The 19,602-nt window shown below is 43.2% G+C and carries 18 protein-coding genes; all 18 read left to right on the top strand.

Features of this window, described 5'->3' with window-relative positions; all coding sequences use genetic code 11:
* Positions 1-18: 18 nt before the first annotated feature.
* Positions 19-3,747, top strand: a complete 3,729-nt coding sequence (locus PG418_RS05825; RefSeq protein WP_498837193.1) for a phage tail tape measure protein — start codon at positions 19-21, stop codon at positions 3,745-3,747.
* The gene (locus PG418_RS05830) at positions 3,747-4,457 is read left to right on the top strand and encodes a distal tail protein Dit (RefSeq protein ID WP_118046760.1); all 711 of its coding nucleotides are present in this window, start codon (positions 3,747-3,749) and stop codon (positions 4,455-4,457) included. Before PG418_RS05825 ends, PG418_RS05830 begins: the two co-directional genes overlap by 1 nt.
* Complete coding sequence (locus PG418_RS05835) at positions 4,458-7,763, top strand: phage tail spike protein (RefSeq protein ID WP_498837194.1); 3,306 nt, start codon at positions 4,458-4,460, stop codon at positions 7,761-7,763.
* Between the two features lie 8 nt (positions 7,764-7,771).
* Positions 7,772-7,915 carry a hypothetical protein gene (locus PG418_RS05840; protein ID WP_498837195.1) on the top strand — a complete coding sequence of 48 codons (144 nt, stop codon included), beginning with the start codon at positions 7,772-7,774 and terminating at the stop codon, positions 7,913-7,915.
* Complete coding sequence (locus PG418_RS05845) at positions 7,912-8,247, top strand: hypothetical protein (RefSeq protein ID WP_270475476.1); 336 nt, start codon at positions 7,912-7,914, stop codon at positions 8,245-8,247. The genes PG418_RS05840 and PG418_RS05845 overlap by 4 nt, the downstream gene beginning before the upstream one ends.
* Positions 8,240-10,432: a BppU family phage baseplate upper protein gene (locus PG418_RS05850; protein WP_498837196.1), complete on the top strand. Its 2,193-nt coding sequence runs from the start codon at positions 8,240-8,242 to the stop codon at positions 10,430-10,432. The genes PG418_RS05845 and PG418_RS05850 overlap by 8 nt, the downstream gene beginning before the upstream one ends.
* 509 nt (positions 10,433-10,941) lie before the next feature.
* Positions 10,942-12,213: an RNA-directed DNA polymerase gene (locus PG418_RS05855; RefSeq protein ID WP_498837197.1), complete on the top strand. Its 1,272-nt coding sequence runs from the start codon at positions 10,942-10,944 to the stop codon at positions 12,211-12,213.
* The gene (locus PG418_RS05860; protein WP_144368974.1) at positions 12,110-12,493 is read left to right on the top strand and encodes a hypothetical protein; all 384 of its coding nucleotides are present in this window, start codon (positions 12,110-12,112) and stop codon (positions 12,491-12,493) included. The genes PG418_RS05855 and PG418_RS05860 overlap by 104 nt, the downstream gene beginning before the upstream one ends.
* Entirely contained in the window at positions 12,493-12,639 is a 147-nt protein-coding gene (locus PG418_RS05865) for a hypothetical protein (RefSeq protein ID WP_158575758.1), read from the top strand. The genes PG418_RS05860 and PG418_RS05865 overlap by 1 nt, the downstream gene beginning before the upstream one ends.
* Positions 12,632-12,823 carry a hypothetical protein gene (locus PG418_RS05870; protein ID WP_117528040.1) on the top strand — a complete coding sequence of 64 codons (192 nt, stop codon included), beginning with the start codon at positions 12,632-12,634 and terminating at the stop codon, positions 12,821-12,823. Before PG418_RS05865 ends, PG418_RS05870 begins: the two co-directional genes overlap by 8 nt.
* A 14-nt stretch (positions 12,824-12,837) precedes the next feature.
* A complete protein-coding gene (locus tag PG418_RS05875; RefSeq protein WP_118046753.1) occupies positions 12,838-13,089 on the top strand; it encodes a hypothetical protein in 252 nt (83 codons plus the stop codon).
* Entirely contained in the window at positions 13,070-13,432 is a 363-nt protein-coding gene (locus tag PG418_RS05880; RefSeq protein ID WP_117528044.1) for a hypothetical protein, read from the top strand. The genes PG418_RS05875 and PG418_RS05880 overlap by 20 nt, the downstream gene beginning before the upstream one ends.
* A 12-nt stretch (positions 13,433-13,444) precedes the next feature.
* Complete coding sequence (locus tag PG418_RS05885) at positions 13,445-13,861, top strand: hypothetical protein (protein WP_118046752.1); 417 nt, start codon at positions 13,445-13,447, stop codon at positions 13,859-13,861.
* A gap of 4 nt (positions 13,862-13,865) precedes the next feature.
* Positions 13,866-14,648, top strand: coding sequence for an N-acetylmuramoyl-L-alanine amidase (locus PG418_RS05890; protein WP_498837198.1), 783 nt, complete (start codon positions 13,866-13,868; stop codon positions 14,646-14,648).
* A gap of 13 nt (positions 14,649-14,661) precedes the next feature.
* Entirely contained in the window at positions 14,662-15,378 is a 717-nt protein-coding gene (locus tag PG418_RS05895; RefSeq protein WP_498837199.1) for a glucosaminidase domain-containing protein, read from the top strand.
* Between the two features lie 282 nt (positions 15,379-15,660).
* The gene (locus tag PG418_RS05900) at positions 15,661-17,217 is read left to right on the top strand and encodes an ABC-F family ATP-binding cassette domain-containing protein (protein WP_498837200.1); all 1,557 of its coding nucleotides are present in this window, start codon (positions 15,661-15,663) and stop codon (positions 17,215-17,217) included.
* A 326-nt stretch (positions 17,218-17,543) separates the two neighbouring features.
* A complete protein-coding gene (locus PG418_RS05905) occupies positions 17,544-18,410 on the top strand; it encodes a zinc dependent phospholipase C family protein (RefSeq protein WP_175305773.1) in 867 nt (288 codons plus the stop codon).
* A complete protein-coding gene (locus PG418_RS05910; protein WP_055247702.1) occupies positions 18,364-19,596 on the top strand; it encodes an MFS transporter in 1,233 nt (410 codons plus the stop codon). Before PG418_RS05905 ends, PG418_RS05910 begins: the two co-directional genes overlap by 47 nt.
* Positions 19,597-19,602: the final 6 nt, after the last annotated feature.

Consider the following 19,602-nt stretch of genomic DNA (forward strand, 5'->3'; position numbering starts at 1 on the left):
ACATAAGGAGCGTAATAAATGGCTGGTGCAAGTCTCAGAGTAGGGGCGAATACAAGCGAGTTTACCAGTCAAATGAAATCAATGCTTACGCAAATGAAGCTTGTTACCAGCGAATATAAGGTAGAAGCGGCACAAGCGAAAGCATTAGGAAGTCAGACAGATTTACTTAAGGCTAAGAAGACAGAGCTTACAAGTAAGATTAAGCTGCAAACGGACGCAATTAAGCTACAGCAGACCAATTTAACAGCTCAGAAGCAGAAGCTTACAGAACTGATAGAGAAGGAAGACAAGGCAAAGCAGAAGGTAGCAGAGCTTACGAAAGCCCATGAAGATAGCGTTAAGGCGACTGGAAAAGACAGCGAGGAAAGCCAAAAACTAAATGCACAGCTAGAAGAAGCAAAAGAAGCACACGCAAAGGCTACAAATGCTGTAAAGAAACAGGAAGACGCAATAGCGAAGAATACGGTTAAGCTGAATGAATCGAAAGCGGCACTTACTGAGCAGAATACAGCATTAAAAAATACAGAAGAAGAATTAACGAACGCCGAAAAGAAATGGACTGTTTTCGGACAGGAAATAAAGACGGCGGGAAGCAACATGGACGAAGCCGGGAATAAAACTATAAGCCTGGGCGACGTTATTAAGGCTAATCTTATTTCTTCCGCGATCATCAACGGAGTAAAAGAGCTTGCCAACGGTATAAAGGAACTTGCGAAGGGCGCGATAAGCGTCGGTATGGACTTCGAGAGTGGCATGAGCCAGGTAGCGGCTACTATGGGCATGACTACCCAGGAAATAGCCGGGGGAAGTGAAGCTTATACAAAGCTGGAAAATGCAGCGAAAGAAGCCGGAAATACTACACAGTTTAGCGCTACCCAGGCAGCAGAAGCCCTTAACTATATGGCACTTGCCGGATATGATGCAGACAAAGCAGTAGAGACATTACCTACAGTTTTGAACCTGGCAGCAGCGGGCGGAATGGATTTAGCGACAGCTTCCGACATGGTAACGGACAGCATGAGCGCACTAGGGGACAAAGCCGGAACTACAGAAAGTTTTGTAGACAAAATGGCGAAGACCTCACAAAAGAGTAATACCAGTGTGCAACAGTTGGGCGAAGCGCTGCTTAGCGTAGGCGGAACGGCTAAGAGCTTAGCGGGCGGAGTTACCGAAGCGAATACCGTATTAGGAATATTCGCGGATAGCGGAACGAAGGGAGCAGAAGGCGGAACAGCATTACGAAACGTAATTTTAAGCCTTACAGCGCCGACGGATACCGCAAAGAAAAAAATGCAAGAGTTAGGGCTTGAAGTCTTCGACGCAAACGGGAATATGCGCCCGTTGAATGAGACTTTCCAAGACCTTAACGGAATCCTGGGAAATATGACCCAGGGAGAGCAGACAGAAGTATTAAACACAATCTTTAATAAAGTTGACCTTAAGAGCGTAAATGCTTTACTTGCGAACAGCGGCGAGCGGTTCAATGAGTTAAGCGGATACATAGAAAATTCTACGGGCGCTGCCGAACAAATGGCGGCAACGATGAATGATAACTTACAGGGTAAAATTACGATATTAAAGAGCGGGCTGGAAGGGCTTGGAATTGCTGCTTATGAAAAGTTCGAGACACCGCTTAAAAATGCAGTAACGAATATTACGAACGTAATAGGAGATTTACAGACAGATTTAGCGAGCGGGGAGCTGAGCGGCGCGCTTGATAAGGTTGCTACAGGTTTCGGAAACCTGGTAGAAAAAGCCAGTGAAATTATTGTAGCGGTATTACCTAAAATCCTGGAAGGGCTGGGCTGGATTGCAGACCACGGCGACACGATAGCCAGCTTATTAGCTGCCATAGGTGCGGGATTTGCGGTATTTAAGGTAGCGTCGATAATCAACGGAGTAGTAACAGCTATACAGGGACTTACGGCGGCAGAAGTGGCGCTAAATGCCATACAGAAACTTGTTAATATAACAATGGCTGCTAATCCGATGATGTTAATTATAACGTTGGTTGCTACACTGGTAGCGGCTATAGTCGGATTTGTCGCCACAAATGAAGATGCAAGAGCGGCGGTAGTAAATGCCTGGAACATCGTAAAAGATACGGTAGGAAAAGTAGTAGGAGAAATTGCAAAATTCTTTACAGAAACAATACCAAACGCACTAAGCAAGGTTGTAGATTTTGTAAAAGATAACTGGCAAGATATTCTATTATTCCTGGCGAATCCGTTCGCGGGTGCGGCTAAACTGCTGTACGAACATTGTGAAACTTTCCGAAATATTGTAGATAATATCGCTTCATTTTTCCGGGAGTTACCGGGCAAGATTTGGGACGCAATACTGGGAGCGGTCGAGAAGATAACAACCTGGGGCGAAAATGTAAAGACAGCGGCGACCCAGGCGGCAAGTAACGCGATAACGAGCGTTGTAACATTTTTCCAGGAATTACCGGGGAAAATTTGGGACGCAATACTGGGAGCAGTTACGACAGTAACGACCTGGGGCGAAAATATGAAGGCAGCAGTTGTACAGGCTGCTACTGAATTTGTAACAAATGCAATAGCATTTTTCCAGGAATTGCCGTATAAAATCGGCTATGTAATCGGTCAAGCAATCGGGAATGTAGTACAGTTCGGTATTGACCTGGTAACATGGGCGACTACAGAAATACCGAATTTTATTAACACGGTAATAACATTCCTGGTAGAGCTTCCGGGCAAGATTTGGGACGCGATAGTAAGCGCGATCACGAACGTACAGAACTGGGGACAGCAGATATACACGGAAGCAACAACGTATATACAGAATACGATAACTTCCGTAGTGGGATTCCTGGTAGAGCTTCCGGGCAAGATTTGGGACGCGATAGTAAGCGCGATCACGAACGTACAGAACTGGGGACAGCAGGTATACACACAAGCAACTAATTATATACAGAATACTATAACGACGGTCGTAAACTTTTTATCACAGCTTCCAGGTAAGATTTGGAACGCAATAGTAAGCGCGATTACAAATATGGCGAACTGGGGGCAACAGATGTTAAGCCAGGCGAGCGCGGCAGCATCGAATATTTTAAGTAATGTATATTCAACACTTTCACAGATGCCGGGCAGAGTTTGGAACGCAATACAGGGCGCTATACAATCTGTAGCAAACTGGGGAAGCGGACTACTGCAACAGGGAAGAAATGCAGCGAGCCAGTTAGTAAGCGCTGTGATCAATGGCGTAGCTTCCTTACCGTCACAAATGGCAAACGTAGGCTACAATATCGTAACGGGTGTATGGAATGGTATATGTAATGCCGCTGGCTGGTTTAGACGGCAAGTGCAGAGCTTCTTTAGCGGAATAGTAGACGGTGTAAAAAATGCACTGGGTATACATTCGCCGTCCCGGGTATTCCAGGACGAAGTAGGTAAGTACATGGCACAAGGAGCGGGCGTAGGATTTACGAACGAGCTTGGTAATGTTGAAGAAGACATAGATAAGAGCCTGGGAACACTTACAAAGAAAGTGGCGAAGATAACACCAGTAACAGAGGTTAAACAGAGTGCGAAAGTAGTAGCACTGAACAACAGAGTAGATACTACAGAATTTACGGACGATTCCGAAAAGACAGTAATTGTAGAAATCACAAATATTACTGAGCTTGACGGAAAAGAGATAGCACGAAAGACAACAAAGCGAGTAGTTAAGAATGTAACGAAAGACCAAAAGAGCAAGCAGAAAGCGAAAGGGGCGGCATAATGAACGGTGTATATTACACGATATACAACAATATTAGGGACAGAGACGCGGGCGTTAAGCCCGTGAGCCGCCCTAATATCCCTACAGCAGAACAGGAGTACGACGAGATAAAAGTACCGGGAAGGGACGGGAATTTATACAGAAAAAAAGGAACATTAAAAGATATTCCCATTGAGATTACTTATAACTTCCTGTCAGACGACCCGGAAGACTGGGCGGAAGATTTCAGAAGCATAAAACGGCGATTCCTTAAGGAAAGTACAGGTATGCTTATGTTTTCAGACGACCCGGGCTATTATTACAAAGTGAAGAAAATTGATATAGGGACAAACGAGCGCTTAGCGAAGCGTATCGGGAAATTCCAGGTAACATTTACTTGTGAAGGCTATATGTATCTGATAGAAGGAGCAGAAACCAGGAACTTAAGCGATACACTGTATAATGCTTTTGAAGAGTGCAAACCAGTGTATGAGATCGCGGGGGACGGCGTATGTACACTTACTGTAAACGGTACGGAAGTTACGGCGAATATCGGCGGAAAGCTGGTTATAGATACCGGGCTGAAACTTTGCTACACGGCGTTGAAGGAAACGGCAAACAGACGGCTTACCGGGTATTATGAAGACCTGTATTTAAAAGAAGGGGAAAATACATTTAGTGTAAGCCCTGGATTTACAGTTAAGATAAAACCTAACTGGCGGTGCAGATAAATGATAGAGGTATACGTTAAAGGTAATGAGGACTACGGAAGTAACGGAGATATGACCTTAACGCCGACTACGTGCGAAGTAGAACTTACTGTAGAAGGAGTGGCAGAGCTTACCTTAGAACACCCTATAGACGACCTGGGGCGTTGGGAATACCTGGTAACTGATAATGTGATAGCAGCACCTACGCCATACTCAAAGAAGCAGCTTTTTAGAATCTATGATTATACAAAGACTGAGACAGAAGTAACGGCTTATGCAAGACATGTTTTCTATGATTCTGCCGGAGAAATGCTGGTAGATGTAAGACCGACGGACAAGACCGGGCAAGAAGCGTTAGATATAATCTTAAGCGGTACGAAGTACAAGGCGAAGACAAATATTAAAACGCGATCCACGGCTTACTATATCCGTAAAAATATCATGGAAGCAATCGGCGGGGACGACGAAAACAGCTTTATAAATCGCTGGGGCGGCGAAAGAATGTATGATAATTTTACCGTTATCATAAATGACCGCCTGGGCGGGGACTATGGAGCGTGCGCAGAGTTTGGGCGGAATATGACAGGGATAGAAGCGGACATAAGTATAGACGATGTAGTAACGCGAATTATCCCGGTATCATACAACGGGCACACCCTGGAAGGGGAAGAACCGTGGATAGATAGCCCGCTCATTGGAAGCTATGCAAACCCCAGGACAGCAGTTATTAAATTTGAAGATGTTAAGTTGCTGGAAGATTGCCAGGAAGGGGAAGAAGGATTTAGTACGCTGGAACTTTTAAGGGAAGAACTTAAAAGACGGTGCACGAAAGAGTATGAAAACGGGCTTGATAAGCCGAAAGTAAATTATAAAGTAGACCTGGTAGAAGTTGCGAATACGGAAGACTATAAAGACTACAAGAAATTAACAACAGTAGGAATAGGCGACGACGTATTAACAAAGGACAGAAAGCTTAAGATAAATGTAACGGCAAGATGTATAAGGCTTGTGTACGACTGCATAGAGGAAGAAAACGCAGAAGTTGAGCTAGGGAACTTTATAGAAAATTATTTTGACAAGACAACCAGCGCGGCAGATATTATACAGAAAGTAACCAGGGAAGACGGGACACTTAAGGCGGAAGAAGTATACGGTAAAATCGACGCTGTAAAGGCACAATTAAAAGCCCAGCGAGACATATCGCAACCTTCAGAAGTAAGGGCGGTAATATTTGAAGACCTGGTAGAAGGAAGCCCGACCTACGGGGCTATGTCTATCGGCACAATGGGCTTCTGTATTGCATCAGAACGTACAGCGGACGGGAAAGATTGGGACTGGAAGACCTTCGGAACTGGCAGAGGATTTTACGCTGATTATATATGTGTCGGGCAGTTAGACGGAGCGCTTATAAAAGCAGATAGCATACAAGCGGAATCTATCAGCATCAACTATAAAAAGTCGGTGGAATCCCATATAAGCGAAGCGGTAAACACTGTAGAGAGAAACTATAAAAATGATATCGACGGGCTTAAAAGCGATTTCAAGAAAACCTACACTACTTTTCAGTATGTAGACGAAACAGCGGGAAACCTGGCAAATGAAGCAGAAAGCAACGCGAACAGCTATACGGAAGAAAAACTTAAGAAGTATGTTACTACGGTCGAAATGGGGACATCAATAAACCAGACAGCAGAAGAGATTAAGACCGAAGCGAGCAAGAAGTATACAACGTATAAGTATGTAGATGATTCCGCCGGAGTAGCAGAAACAAACGCAAAAGGGTATGCGGATACTGTAGGAGCAGGAGCAAAGAGTTATACAGACGAAAAGCTTAAGAAATATGTTACTACTACAGAAATGAATACGGCAATAAGTCAGACGGCGGAACAGATCAAGACAGAAGCGAGTAAAACTTATACCAGTTTTCAGTATGTAGATGAAACGGCGGGAAACCTGGCAAGCGAAGCAGAAACAAACGCAAAAGGGTATGCAGATAAGGTAGGCACAGGGGCGAACAGCTACGCTGATACAGTGGGAACAAATGCGAAAAACTACGCGGACACAAAGGCAAACAAGGCTTTGACAGATGCAAAAGCCGACACGGACGAAAAGCTTAAGAAATATGTAACACAGGTTAGCATGAATACGGCTATAGATCAGTCAGCAGAATCAGTAAAAACATATGCAAAAAAAGCAGTAAACGAACTGAAACATAACTATGTAGAAAATGGAACTTTTGAAAGTGGAAACTTAGACGGATGGGACTTAAGTGATAGTAATAATATTAAAGCTATAAACGATGAATACTTAGGGAATGTAGCAAGTATTACAAGGGGAACGTCTAACATTTACATGCGCCAAAGCTGGAAATTGAAAGCTGGAACATATACGGTAAGGTTCAAAGCTGGGGCGAACTTAAGAAGCATAAGCAAAGCAAGAATTAGAGTTTCGCTTGGTGGAACAAGTTATTATACAAAAGCCGGAGAGCTGGACGACGAAGTATTTAAGCAGTACGAAACGGAGATAACTATAAGCGCAGCGGGGACAAAGTACCTTTATGTGTATAACTATGTGGATAACACGACGGTTTATATTAAAGATGTGGAAGTACTGGGTAAATACGAAGATCATGCAGAAGCACAATTTACAGTAGCAAATGGCGCTATCGAAGCAGAGGTAAAAAGAGCGGAAGGCATAGAAGACGAACTTAGAAGTGCTATAAAAGTAAATGCAAATAACATAACGAGCAAAGTAGAAAAAGGGGATATGGGAAGTTATGTGACGCAATATTACAATAATGTGCTAGTTGCATTTAATAATAGTTCTAAGTATGTGCAAATTTCAGCCGGACAGATCGCTATTTACAATGGAGAAGTAACAACAAAAGGCAAACGAGCAGTATTTAACCAGTCGGGAAATTCATTCTATAGGGATGATTATTTTGTAGGGCGAATAGGTACAAATGAGTGGAAGAGTAATAGTGCGCATAAAGGGCTTACGTTTGATTTGGAATACCAGGGGAAATATATGGCGTGGGCGCAAGAAGAAAGTAGCAGCGCGACAAGTTACGATACGATTTTATGCTATTCGAGAGCGAATAGCATTTATACAGAAAAGGGCTTACATTTTGGTTGTAATGTGTACGCACATGGTTGGAATCTGTATAACGCCGATCTAAGAAACACGTCATACGACGGCTATAGCAGTTGGACGGGGGAAATTCCGATAATAACAAAGATACAGGCGAATAGTGATGGCACTATTACGTGGTGGAGTTCATCAATAACTGTAAGAAATGGCGGCATAACAAGCGCCCCGAGAAGTTAGGAGAAAATATGGAAGAAGATAGATACTTAAAGGTTAATGAAGCGGAAAAGCCAAAAGAAGAAGAAAGCCCGGTAATAGAAAAAACCACGGTAAGACTTTTCAATACAGAAGCGGGCGAAATGAAAATAGAAGAGGAAAAAGAAGTAGTATGAGCAAAGAAGAAGTAAAGACAGAAAGACACACAGAAACAAAAGAAGAAGCAATTAAGAACATGAGAAAAATAGTAGAGGTTGAGGAAGAAAACCACGTAGAGACAAAAGAAGAAGCAGTTAAGAGAGTAGCCGAGCCGCTTAGCGTTACTATTGAAAAAGCGAAAAAAGATATAAATACAGCGGTTATTATGGCGGAAAGAAATTACGGCTTACATTCAAGTATTACGGTGCTGATTCTTGAAAGTGTCTTAGCAAATGTACGCGCGGGAAATGCTACAGTAGCAGCTATGGAATTTGAACAATACAAAGGGGAACTGTTGAAGAATGAATAAACAGATCACACGACTTACGTTAGATGTAGGCTTAAGAGATTCCTATAAAGTTGTATTCGCAAAGATGGGCGATACAGAACGCCGGGTAATTGCGGAAATTAAAGACAACGGAGAGGACTATAGCCTTGCTGGGGTAAATACTGTAGAAGTTCGCTGTAGAAAGGCAGATGGAAAACAGGTTACTAAAAATGCTACGAAAGATAACAATACAATCGTAATTGACATAAGCGGGCAAATGACAACTTGCAAGGGTACAGCTATTGTAGACGTAGTACTGTACGGAACTGACGGCGGCGTATTAAGTACAGCTAAATTCTATTTGAATGTAGACGACGGGGCGGTAAACGAAGACGATATTAAAAGCAGCAACGAATACGAAAGCCTTACAGATGCATTAAGAACGGTGGGACTTGCAAAGGAAGTAGCGAATACTGCATTAAATACAGCTAATGAAGCAGTTAAAACAGCAGAATCAGCTATGAAACAGATACCGGGTTATACTTCCAGGGCAGAGACAGCGGCGAGCAAAGCGGAAGAAAATAAAACAGCAGCGGCAAATTCAGCGAGCGCGGCAGCAGATTCTAAGGCAGCCGCCGGAAAGTCCGCAACAGCAGCGGCAAATTCAGCAAGCGCGGCAGCAGAAAGTAAAACAGCAGCGGCAAACTCAGTAAAAGCAGCAGAAGCGGCAAAGACGAAGGCAGAAGACGTAGTAAAAGGGATTGCAGATACAAAAGCGGAAGCAATCGCGCAAATAGAAGCTGCCGGAGTAGAAGCCACACAAAATATTAAGGGATACACGAAGGAAGAAACAAACGCACTCTTAAGAGCTGCTGGGATTCATACCCAGGTAGGCGCGCCGATCTACGGGGTTAAAAGAGTATGGAACACGGAAAGCGTAAGCGATACCTGGGAACGTACAGACGCAAGCGTAGGCATGGAAGCAAACCCGACCATAGGGACAAAAGTAGGGAAAGACGACTTTTCTTATGTAATGCCGTGGGCGGGGATTGTATCTAAATGCTGTGACCTGGATACAGGGGAAACAATAGCGTATATCGGAGAACCGGGGTACGACCCAACGAAGTACATGGTACTTACAGAGTATCCGGGATATTATCTCAAACGCTGGCGAGACGATACATACGAATATGTACAGATTTCCGCCGGAGCATTTGACGGAGCGGTATATATAGAGCCGTGGGAGTGGGGACGCTACCCGTCTTCGCTTATGGGAAGTAAGCACGTATCCATGAGCGGAAAGCACCCGGATTGTAGAATAAATAGAGCTACGGTACGTGCGCGATCAAAAGCAGCCGGAGAAGGATACTACAGCATGGATAGTACAAGCTACTGGGCGTATAGTATGCTGGTTCTTGTGAAATACGCGAGTCTTAATACTCAAGAAAAAGTATGCAAGGGCTATTACTATTTGAGATACACAGACCAGGACAAGGCTTTAGTAGCGGAACAGAGTACAAACCGTATTGTTATCGCACTTGCGACAGCAGCCAACGAATACCTGGTAGGAAATGCTGTGGAAATCGGGACAAGCCTGGGCGGAGCACAGGTAGCGAAGCAGAGACTAATTACAAGAGTGGAAGACTACAGCAACGGAAGCGTAACAGGGAAAGCGATCTATTTTGACGGCGACCCGGTAAATATTGCAGTAGGTAATATTATTAGTCATTGCGCTAATATATCGGGAACAACCGATAGCCTGGGAATGAGGGACGGCTGCTTAGTGAATGACGGTAAGCACGCTATGTTACTTTTAGGGCATGAGCATAACGGGCAGTATGCTTTTGTAGATAATGTGAACCGATACCAGGGGACGCTATATGTATGCTACGACAACACAGCGACGAAAGATAATGTAGGAGATACAGACCCGAATTATAAAGCATTAAGCTTTGCATTTCCTACAACGTCCGGCTGGCAGCTTTTGGAAGGATTTGACCCGGAACACCCGTTAGAAATGTGGTGCGAAAAGCTGGGCGGTTCTTCTGTTGGAAAAGGAAACGGGGCGTACTTATGGAGTAATAACAATGCCGCCTGGTACGTCTTGTATGTCTTCGGTAACGCGGGCAGCGGGGCTGACGCGGGCTTGCCTTGCGTGAACGCGGGCGACGGCAGCGGTAGCGCGAGCTGGAGCATCGGCGGGGTGCTTCTTAAAAAGCGCCAGTAAGACCGGGGGTGTAACGGGGGCGGGCAGCCCCCTAATACCTAAAGATTTCCAGGAAAATGGAAGGAAAGGGGGAAAGTATTGAATTTGCAAAATGAAATGATATACTACCCAAAAGAAACGGCGGGAAGGAGATAGAACATGAAAGGATAGAGAAAATACATAAAAGGGATTTAGTGTGTAAGCCGCCTGGTACGTCTTGTATGTCTTCGGTAACGCGAACAACGGAGCTAACGCGGGCTTGCCTTACGTGAACGCGAACAACGGCAGCGGTAACGCGAACTGGAACATCGGCGGGGTGCTTCTTAATGCTTACAATGGAAAATATGAATTATTGCACACTATCTAAACACGGCGCAAGCTGTGACCTTACCAGAGTAACCGACACGGCGAAGGACTGGTAAAAATAAGCGACTGGCAAGGAACTATTAGGGGAAGACCCGGAAGCCGCTATTTACAGGGCGGTATGCCTTCGGGCGTATTCCGAATAAGCATTTAAGAAAGGGTAGTATATGGATAAGCCAGTAAATAAGAAACCAAAGTTAAAGAAACAAGAGATACTACCTAAAAGAGTTGGTGGAATCTACGAAAAAATCTACGAATATGAAAACATTAAAAAGGCGATTAAGGCAGTATGCAGTAGCCCAAACGCAACAAAATCAAAGAAAAACGAAAAGACAAATGCAAAGCAACAGAAAGAAAAGTATTTAGGGGATATCGACAAATACACGAAAATAATACAGGCACTTCTGATAGAAGGCAGATATAAGCCACGGAAGCTGAGAAGAAAAGAAATATACGACGGTGTGCGGCATAAAAAACGAATGATCGCTAAGCCCTGTATGATTGATAAGATTGTACAACGGGCAGTATTACAGATCATTGAGCCTATTCTGACAAGAAGGATGTATATGTATTCGTGCGCAAGTATAAAGGGAAAAGGCGGGACGTATTGCAAAAGGAAGATTGAAAGAGCGATAGCCAGGAAGAACAGGAAAGGAAAGACGTATAAGAATGTAAAACATACAAAGTACTGGGAAGCCCTGGATATTAAGAAATGCTACGACAATATTTTACATTGCTTTTTGAAGTTCCGACTTATCAAAATGTTTAAAGACAAAAGGTTACTTGAATTACTGTTTATGTGTATAGATATTTACTGGGTAAAAGAGACAGCAGCCGGGAAAAGAGGAATACCAATAGGTACGCCCTTCGGTCACTGGTTCGCTAATATCATGCTGACACCAGTAGACTTTGTAATAAAACATATTTTCAAGATAAAATACTATTTTAGGTACATGGACGATATGTTATTATTTAGTAGTAATAAAAAGAAGTTACGACAGTATGTAGCCTGTATCCGTGATGCACTATCACGAATAGGCTTACACATAAAGAGTAAATTACAGGTACACGCAACCAATGATAAAGGGAAGTTAGGGAACAGACCAATAGACTTTATAGGCTATAGATTCTACCGGGACTGTACTACCTTACGTTCCAGTATATGCTTAAGAATAACACGGAGAATACGGAAGGTACGAAAGAAGCAGATACTTAACGGACACGATGCAAGAAGCGTAATAAGCTATTACGGCTGGATAAAAAATACGGATTCCTGGGGACTGAAAGTAAAGTATTTTGATGATACCGTAAAAAGCGCAAAGGAGAAAATAAGCAATGGAAGCGGTAAGAATCAGAGAAGGCGTAGAGACAGAAGAGGAAGTACTGACCGGGGCGGCTATCGTTGGGAGACAGGCAGGGCGTGTGCGCGTACAGCTTAAGACAGACGTAGAGACAGTAGAAGAGACGGAAGAAAAACCGAAACACTACCGTTTTACACTGATTGAGTTTTGCACCCGTGAAACTGCAAAGCTGGAAGCCCGTATTAACGGAAGCCTGGCTAAATGGATTGAGGAAGCCCGGAGAATTGCAGCAGAGAAAGCGGGAGAGAAGACAGCAGAAGAGAAGTACGACGATCTCAAAGAGACAACCGACGGACTGGTAGAAACAACGGACGAGCTTGTAGAAACTATGGCGGATATATTAGGGGGTGCTATTTAATGCTGACGGGTGCGAAACTTAAAATTATTGTACGCGGTGTAAAAATTAAGGTGCAGCGTGGCGAAGACCTGGAAGAGATTTTAGAGAGCTACGAAAACCTTACGGAAGAAGAGAAACAGCAGATAAGGGATAAAGTAAATGAGTGATTATCTTTTACAAATGATTGAAGTACAAGCCAGTGTAATTACAGATTTGACAGAGGTAAATAAAAGACTTCTGTTAGAGCTGGAACAATACCGGGCGATAGAGGAAGAAGACAATATTATACTAACGATGATGCAAGACATAGAAGAAGGAAAGGAAGACTTAATAAAAATGTCTTCTGTATAGGAAGGTTAGTATTTTTGAGTAACGAATTTTGGATAGGGCTGTTAATACAGCTTGTAGTCTATGGCGTGTCTATCGGCGTGATTTACGGCGTAATGCGTACAAGATTAGACTATATCGAAAAGAAATTAGATAAACACAACAACGTAGCAGAAAGGGTATACAAATTAGAAGCAGATTCAAGTAAAATACTTGAAAAAATATCAGTAGAGAATAACCGTATAAAAGACCTGGAAGAGTGGCAGACGTATGAGCAGAGGAAAGAGTAAACGGGAATTTAAGAAAAAGGTTGTAATGGGGACTGGTGTACTATTTGTATGCGCCTGCTTAGTGGCTTTAGTGTTCGCCTGGAACGAAAAGCCTACAGATGTGTTTACCTATATCATTCCGACGGCTGGCGGCGTATTCGCTGCCGCTGTAGTGTGGTATCTGAAAGCGGTACAGCTTGAAAATGGAATTAAGATACAGCTTGGAATGATTAAAAAACTTATCGACCTGGGGGAAGAGAACCAGGCGGAAGAAACAAAAGAGAGAATCATACAGAAGATGAAAGATAAAACAGATACAATTATAGACGAAGCGTTAGAACCGACAGAAATACAAAATTTTTAGAGGTACGAAACTATGGAAACTGTAAAAATGATTCTTGAAAACTGGGTATACTTTTTTATCCTTCTTATCCTGGGGCTGCTTACCGTGTATGCAATCCTTAGATTTATGAAGCTGACACCGAAGCAGCAGCTTGAAAAAGTAAAAGTAGCACTGCTTTACATGGTAACAGAAGCAGAAAAGGAATTAAAAAGCAAAACAGGACGCATTAAGCGATCTATGGTATGGGAATGGCTGGTAGAAAGATTCCCGATTGTTACGCTTTTTATCACGGAAGAACAGTACGACAAATTATTAGACCAGGCGTTAGAAGACTTTAGAAAAATGCTGGAAAGTAATACAAGTTTGTATGATTACGTTTACAATACAGTAACAGTTACGGAAGAGGACACGGAAAACGATATTATGAGAAAGATTGTAACGGGGGCGTAATTGTATGAAGATTTTACTTATCAGCGGACACGGGGACGGCGACCCGGGCGCAAGCTCAAAATTTGGAGTAGAAGCAACAGAAACCGTAGTAATGGTACAGAAGATTAAGGAAACACTGGGGAACTATGCACAGGTTGACTTATACCCGACGAACAGGAACGCTTTTAAAGACCTGGGTAAAGGTTGCTGCCAGGTAAAATTTGGAGATTATGACTATGTACTGGAAGTACATTTTAATTCTTGTGTAAATGACCTTGCCGGGAATGGGAAGACTACAGGTACGGAAATCTATGTAACAACAGCAGAGAAGACCGTAGGCGTAGAAATGAAGATCGTAGAGAAAATCGCAGCGCTGGGACTTAAGAACAGGGGCGTAAAGCGGACAAATTGGCGCGTGATCGCGAGAGCAAAAGCAAGCGGTACGTCTTCGGCACTGCTGGAAGTATGCTTTATCGACGACAAAGACGATATGCAGATTTATACAGCGAAAAAAGACCAGATCGCGGCAGCAGTGGCTACAGCAATCGCGGAACAGTTCGGGCTTAAGAAAAGCGGGAACAGCGGAAACCAGGGAAGCAAAGGTATTACAGTAGGAAGTACCGTAACAATTAAAGACGGCGCGGTATACGGCGGCTTATCATCGGCACGCGGTAAAACAGTTCCGGCAGCTCAGCGCGGCGGAAAGAAACATACAGTAGATAAAATCCAGGTAAATAACGGAGTACAGGAAGCACGACTTAAAGATATTACAAGCTGGGTAGCTGTATCGAGCTTACAGGCAGTGTAGGGGGATAAGGAACATGAACGCAGAACAGAAGAATTTTATTGAAGTGGTGGGCGCTATTGCGTCCGCCGATATGAAGAACAGCGGAGTAGCGGCAAGCTTAACGACAGCACAGGCAATTTTAGAAAGCGCCTGGGGAAAATCAGAGCTGACAAAGACAGGTAATGCACTTTTTGGAATTAAGGCTACAAAGGACTGGAAGGGTAAGACTTTAACAAGAAAAACAACGGAATACGAAGATGGAAAGAAAGTACAGGTAGAAGCAGAGTTTAGAGCCTATGACACCTGGGAAGATTCCGTAAAAGACCACAGCGCATTTTTAAAGAAGTATAAGAGATATGCGAAGGTAATCGGGGAAACAGATTACAAAGAAGCTTGTAACGCGGTAGCTGCTGCTGGGTATGCATCAGACCCGGAATACGCAAAGAAACTTATTGAGCTTATCGAAACATACGAACTGTACAACTACGATACGAAGAATACAAATACCGACGACCTGGGAGCAGAGGACAAGAAGTATTACAGAGTCCAGGCGGGAGCATATAGGAGAAAAGAAGGAGCTGACCTTATGGCGGAGAAAATCAAAAAGACCGGGCATAAGGACGTATTTGTAAGAATGATTAACGGGCTTTACAAAGTACAGGCGGGAGCTTATACAGATCGCAAAAACGCAGAGAAGACAGAGAAAAAATTAAAAGCTGCCGGAATTAGTTGCTTTATTGTATGTGCATGATGTAGTATTAAGGAAACGGGAAAGAAAGTAGCGGTAACTGCCGCGTAACTTACAAATGCATCAAAAAAGCCGAAAAATAGGCGTTCGGAGTTATCAAAACGTTAATTTGGAGCAATGTGGCTGCGGGAAAGACGAAGTTTTTTCGAGTTCATTTTCAAAAATACAAACCTCAGAAACCTTGTGTTTCTGGGGTTTTTTGTCTGTTTATATTGAAAGAACACCAATTTCCACATATAATAAAAGACAATGTGTAAAGAAATGAATCAGGGAGAATAATAAAATATGAGTATATTAAATGTAGAACATCTGACACACGGTTTTGGTGACCGTGCCATTTTTGATGATGTATCGTTCCGTCTTTTAAAAGGGGAGCACATCGGTCTTGTAGGAGCAAACGGAGAGGGTAAATCTACCTTTATGAGTATCGTTACCGGGAAACTTACGCCGGACGAGGGAAAGGTGGAATGGGCGAAGAATGTACGAGCAGGCTATCTGGACCAACATGCAGTCCTTCAGAGCGGTATGACGATCCAGGACGCACTGAAAAGTGCGTTTGATCCGCTTTTGCAGAAGGAGCAGCGAATGAACGAGATCTGTGAGAAACTCGGTGAAGTAGACGAGGATGAGATGAATCTTCTGATGGAAGAGCTTGGAACGATCCAGGATGAGTTGACACTGCATGATTTTTACACGATCGATGCAAAGGTAGAGGAAGTGGCAAGGGCACTGGGACTTCTGGATCTGGGACTTGACCGTGATGTTACAGATCTAAGCGGAGGTCAGAGAACGAAGGTTCTTCTGGCAAAGCTTCTGCTTGAGAAGCCGGACATCCTGCTTCTGGATGAACCGACAAACTATCTGGATGAAGAGCATATTACGTGGCTGAAGCGGTATCTGCAGGATTATGAGAATGCATTCATTCTGATTTCCCATGATATTCCGTTCCTGAATGAAGTGGTAAATATCATCTATCATATGGAGAACCAGGAACTGAATCGTTATGTGGGAGACTATGATCATTTTCAGGAGGTCTATGCAGTTAAGAAAGCACAGCTTGAGGCAGCATACCGCAGACAGCAGCAGGAAATCAGTGAACTGAAGGATTTTGTGGCAAGAAATAAAGCCCGTGTTTCTACAAGAAATATGGCGATGTCCAGACAGAAAAAGCTGGATAAAATGGATGTAATTGAGCTGGCAGTGGAAAAGCCGAAACCGGAATTTAAGTTCCGTTACGGACGGACTCCGGGGAAAATGTTATTCGAAACAAAAGATCTTGTAATCGGTTATGATGAACCACTTTCCAAGCCGCTGAATTTCCAGATGGAAAGAGGACACAAGATTGCGATTGTCGGAACAAATGGTATCGGAAAGACTACATTTTTGAAGAGTGTACTTGGTCTGATCCCGGCAATTTCCGGCGAGTGTGAGCTTGGGGAAAATCTTCAGATCGGCTATTTTGAACAGGAAGTTAAAGGAGAAAACAAGACAACCTGTATTGAAGAGCTGTGGCAGGAATTTCCGTCATTTACCCAGTATGAGGTGCGTTCTGCCCTTGCAAAATGCGGACTCACTACGAAGCATATTGAGAGCCAGGTAAGGGTACTGAGTGGTGGTGAACAGGCAAAGGTAAGACTCTGTAAGCTGGTCAACAAGGACACGAATCTGCTGATCCTGGATGAGCCGACCAATCATCTAGACGTGGATGCAAAGGATTCTCTGAAAAAAGCGCTTCAGGAATACAAAGGAAGTATTCTTCTGATTTGCCATGAGCCGGAATTCTATCAGGATGTGGTAAATGAGGTGTGGGATATGAGCAAGTGGACGATGAAAGTATTTTAAAAGTGTCGTGCAGAAGACCTTTCGGGACTATCCTGAAAGGCCTTTTTGTGTTACTATTTATTTAGAACGTATCATTTTAGTCATTACTTTTTATTTTATAGGAAATTCCGAAGGAACTTCCTATGAAATAAAAGGCACTACGTGCCGGAGATGCGCACTCGCACGAAGATGAAGAATGTCGCAAGCGACTGCGCTCGGCGCGAGAATGTGCCAAGGCACATTCTTTTTTACAAAGCCGTTATATAAGCTTTACAGAAGTAAGATAGAGCCTGCAAAGCGCAACGTCTATAATAAAACGTGTTTCAGAAAAGAAAGGATGGGATAATATGCCGTCAACTTATGCACATTACATTTTTGGACAGCAGATCAGGGGCAGATTAAGCGGATATGAGAGAAAAGTTATTGATAAATATCCGGAGCTTTTTAATATTGGACTTCATGGACCGGATATTCTTTTTTATTACAGACCGCTTGGCAAGAACAAGGTCAATCAGTTGGGAAGCCGTATACATAACGAGAGCGGGGCAAAGTTCTTCGTTCATGCAGCGAAGGCTTTACATACACACGACCAGTATGAGAAGCATCTGGCTTATGTATATGGAGTGCTCTGCCACTTCGCGTTGGATGAAATCTGTCATGGTTACGTGGAACAGGCAGTAAAAGAGACTGGTCTTGCACATATTGCAGTGGAGGGCGAGCTGGATCGTAAGCTGATGATTATGAACGGAGAAAATCCAGTGAGCAGGAGACTGACCGGACATATTGTTCCTTCTATGAAAAATGCGATAATTATAAAAGATTTTTATCGCGGAATTACAGCAAAGGAAGTCAAAAAAGCACTGAATGGAATGGTATTTTATGACAGGATTCTTGTCTGTCCATCTAAATTAAAGCGGATGGCACTTTATGCAGCACTTAAAGTGGCAGGGCTTTATTATGATTTTCATGGGTTTATTATCAAGTATCATGAGAATGAATCCTGCAGGGAACAGATAAGAAAACTGCTTCATCTTTATGAAAAAGCAGTTCCACTGGCAGACAAACTGATCTGCGAATACAAACCGTTTCTGGAAGGAAACGCCACATTAGATTCTGTATATGCCTATACATTTGGTTCTCAGTTTCCTGGCAAGGAGGATACGTTAAATGAAAATAAAATTGACAAAACAGGAGAAAAACTGGATACTTTATGATGTCGGAAATTCTGCATTTACACTTCTGGCAGCAACCATTTTACCGATTTATTTCAACTATATCGCAGGAAAGCAGGGACTTTCGGATGTACAGTATCTGGCATACTGGGGATATGCAGTATCCATTGCAACCTTACTTACAGCACTTGCAGGACCGGTATTTGGAACCGTTGCAGATACAAAAGGCTATAAAAAACCAGTTTTTACAATTGCACTTGGAATCGGGGCAATTGCTTCAGTCGCACTGGGATTTGCAAAGTACTGGCTGGCCTTTCTGGTAGTTTTTGTCATTGCAAAGGTCGGATATTCCGTGACGCTGGTATTTTATGATTCCATGCTTGTCGATGTGACATTGGAAGACCGGATGGATGAAGTCTCTTCCCAGGGCTATGCGTGGGGATATATCGGAAGCTGTGTACCGTTTGTAATCTGTCTTCTGGTTGTGTTAAATGCAGGGAAGATTGGGATTACAATGGAGATAGCAATGATGGTTTCCTTTGTGATCATCACGGTATGGTGGGTAATTATGACATTACCACTTCTGAAAACTTATCACCAGAAGTATTATGTAGAAAAGAAGCAGCATGCTTTTTCAGAAAGCTTCAAAAGAATCGGCATTACTCTGAAAAATGTAAAGAAGGAGAAGAAGGTTTTTCTGTTTCTTCTGGCGTTTTTCTTTTATATTGACGGGGTTTATACGATTATTGATATGGCAACTGCATATGGATCAGCACTTGGACTTAGCAGTACAGGACTTCTTCTTGCATTGTTGCTTACGCAGATTGTAGCTTTCCCATTTGCGATTATTTTCGGAAGACTTGCGAAGAAATATTCTGCAGAAAAGCTGATCACAGTATGTATCGTGGCATACCTTGGAGTGGCAATTTTTGCGATTTTTCTGCATTACCAGTGGCAGTTCTGGGTTCTTGCTGTCTGGGTAGGCATGTTCCAGGGAGGTGTGCAGGCGCTTTCAAGATCTTACTTTACGAAAATTATACCGGCGAACCAGTCAGGTGAATTTTTCGGCTTAATGGATATTTGCGGAAAAGGCGCGTCCTTTATGGGAACAACGATCGTGAGCCTGATCTCGCAGCTTACCGGCAATATCAATATTGGTGTGGGGATGATCGCTGTCTTGTTCGTGATCGGAATTATTTTATTCCGGAGAGCGGCAGCGCTAGAATAAAAATAA

This window comes from Bariatricus sp. TF06-38A, from assembly GCF_027690675.1.
Classification (GTDB): Bacteria; Bacillota; Clostridia; order Lachnospirales; family Lachnospiraceae; genus Allocoprococcus; species Allocoprococcus comes.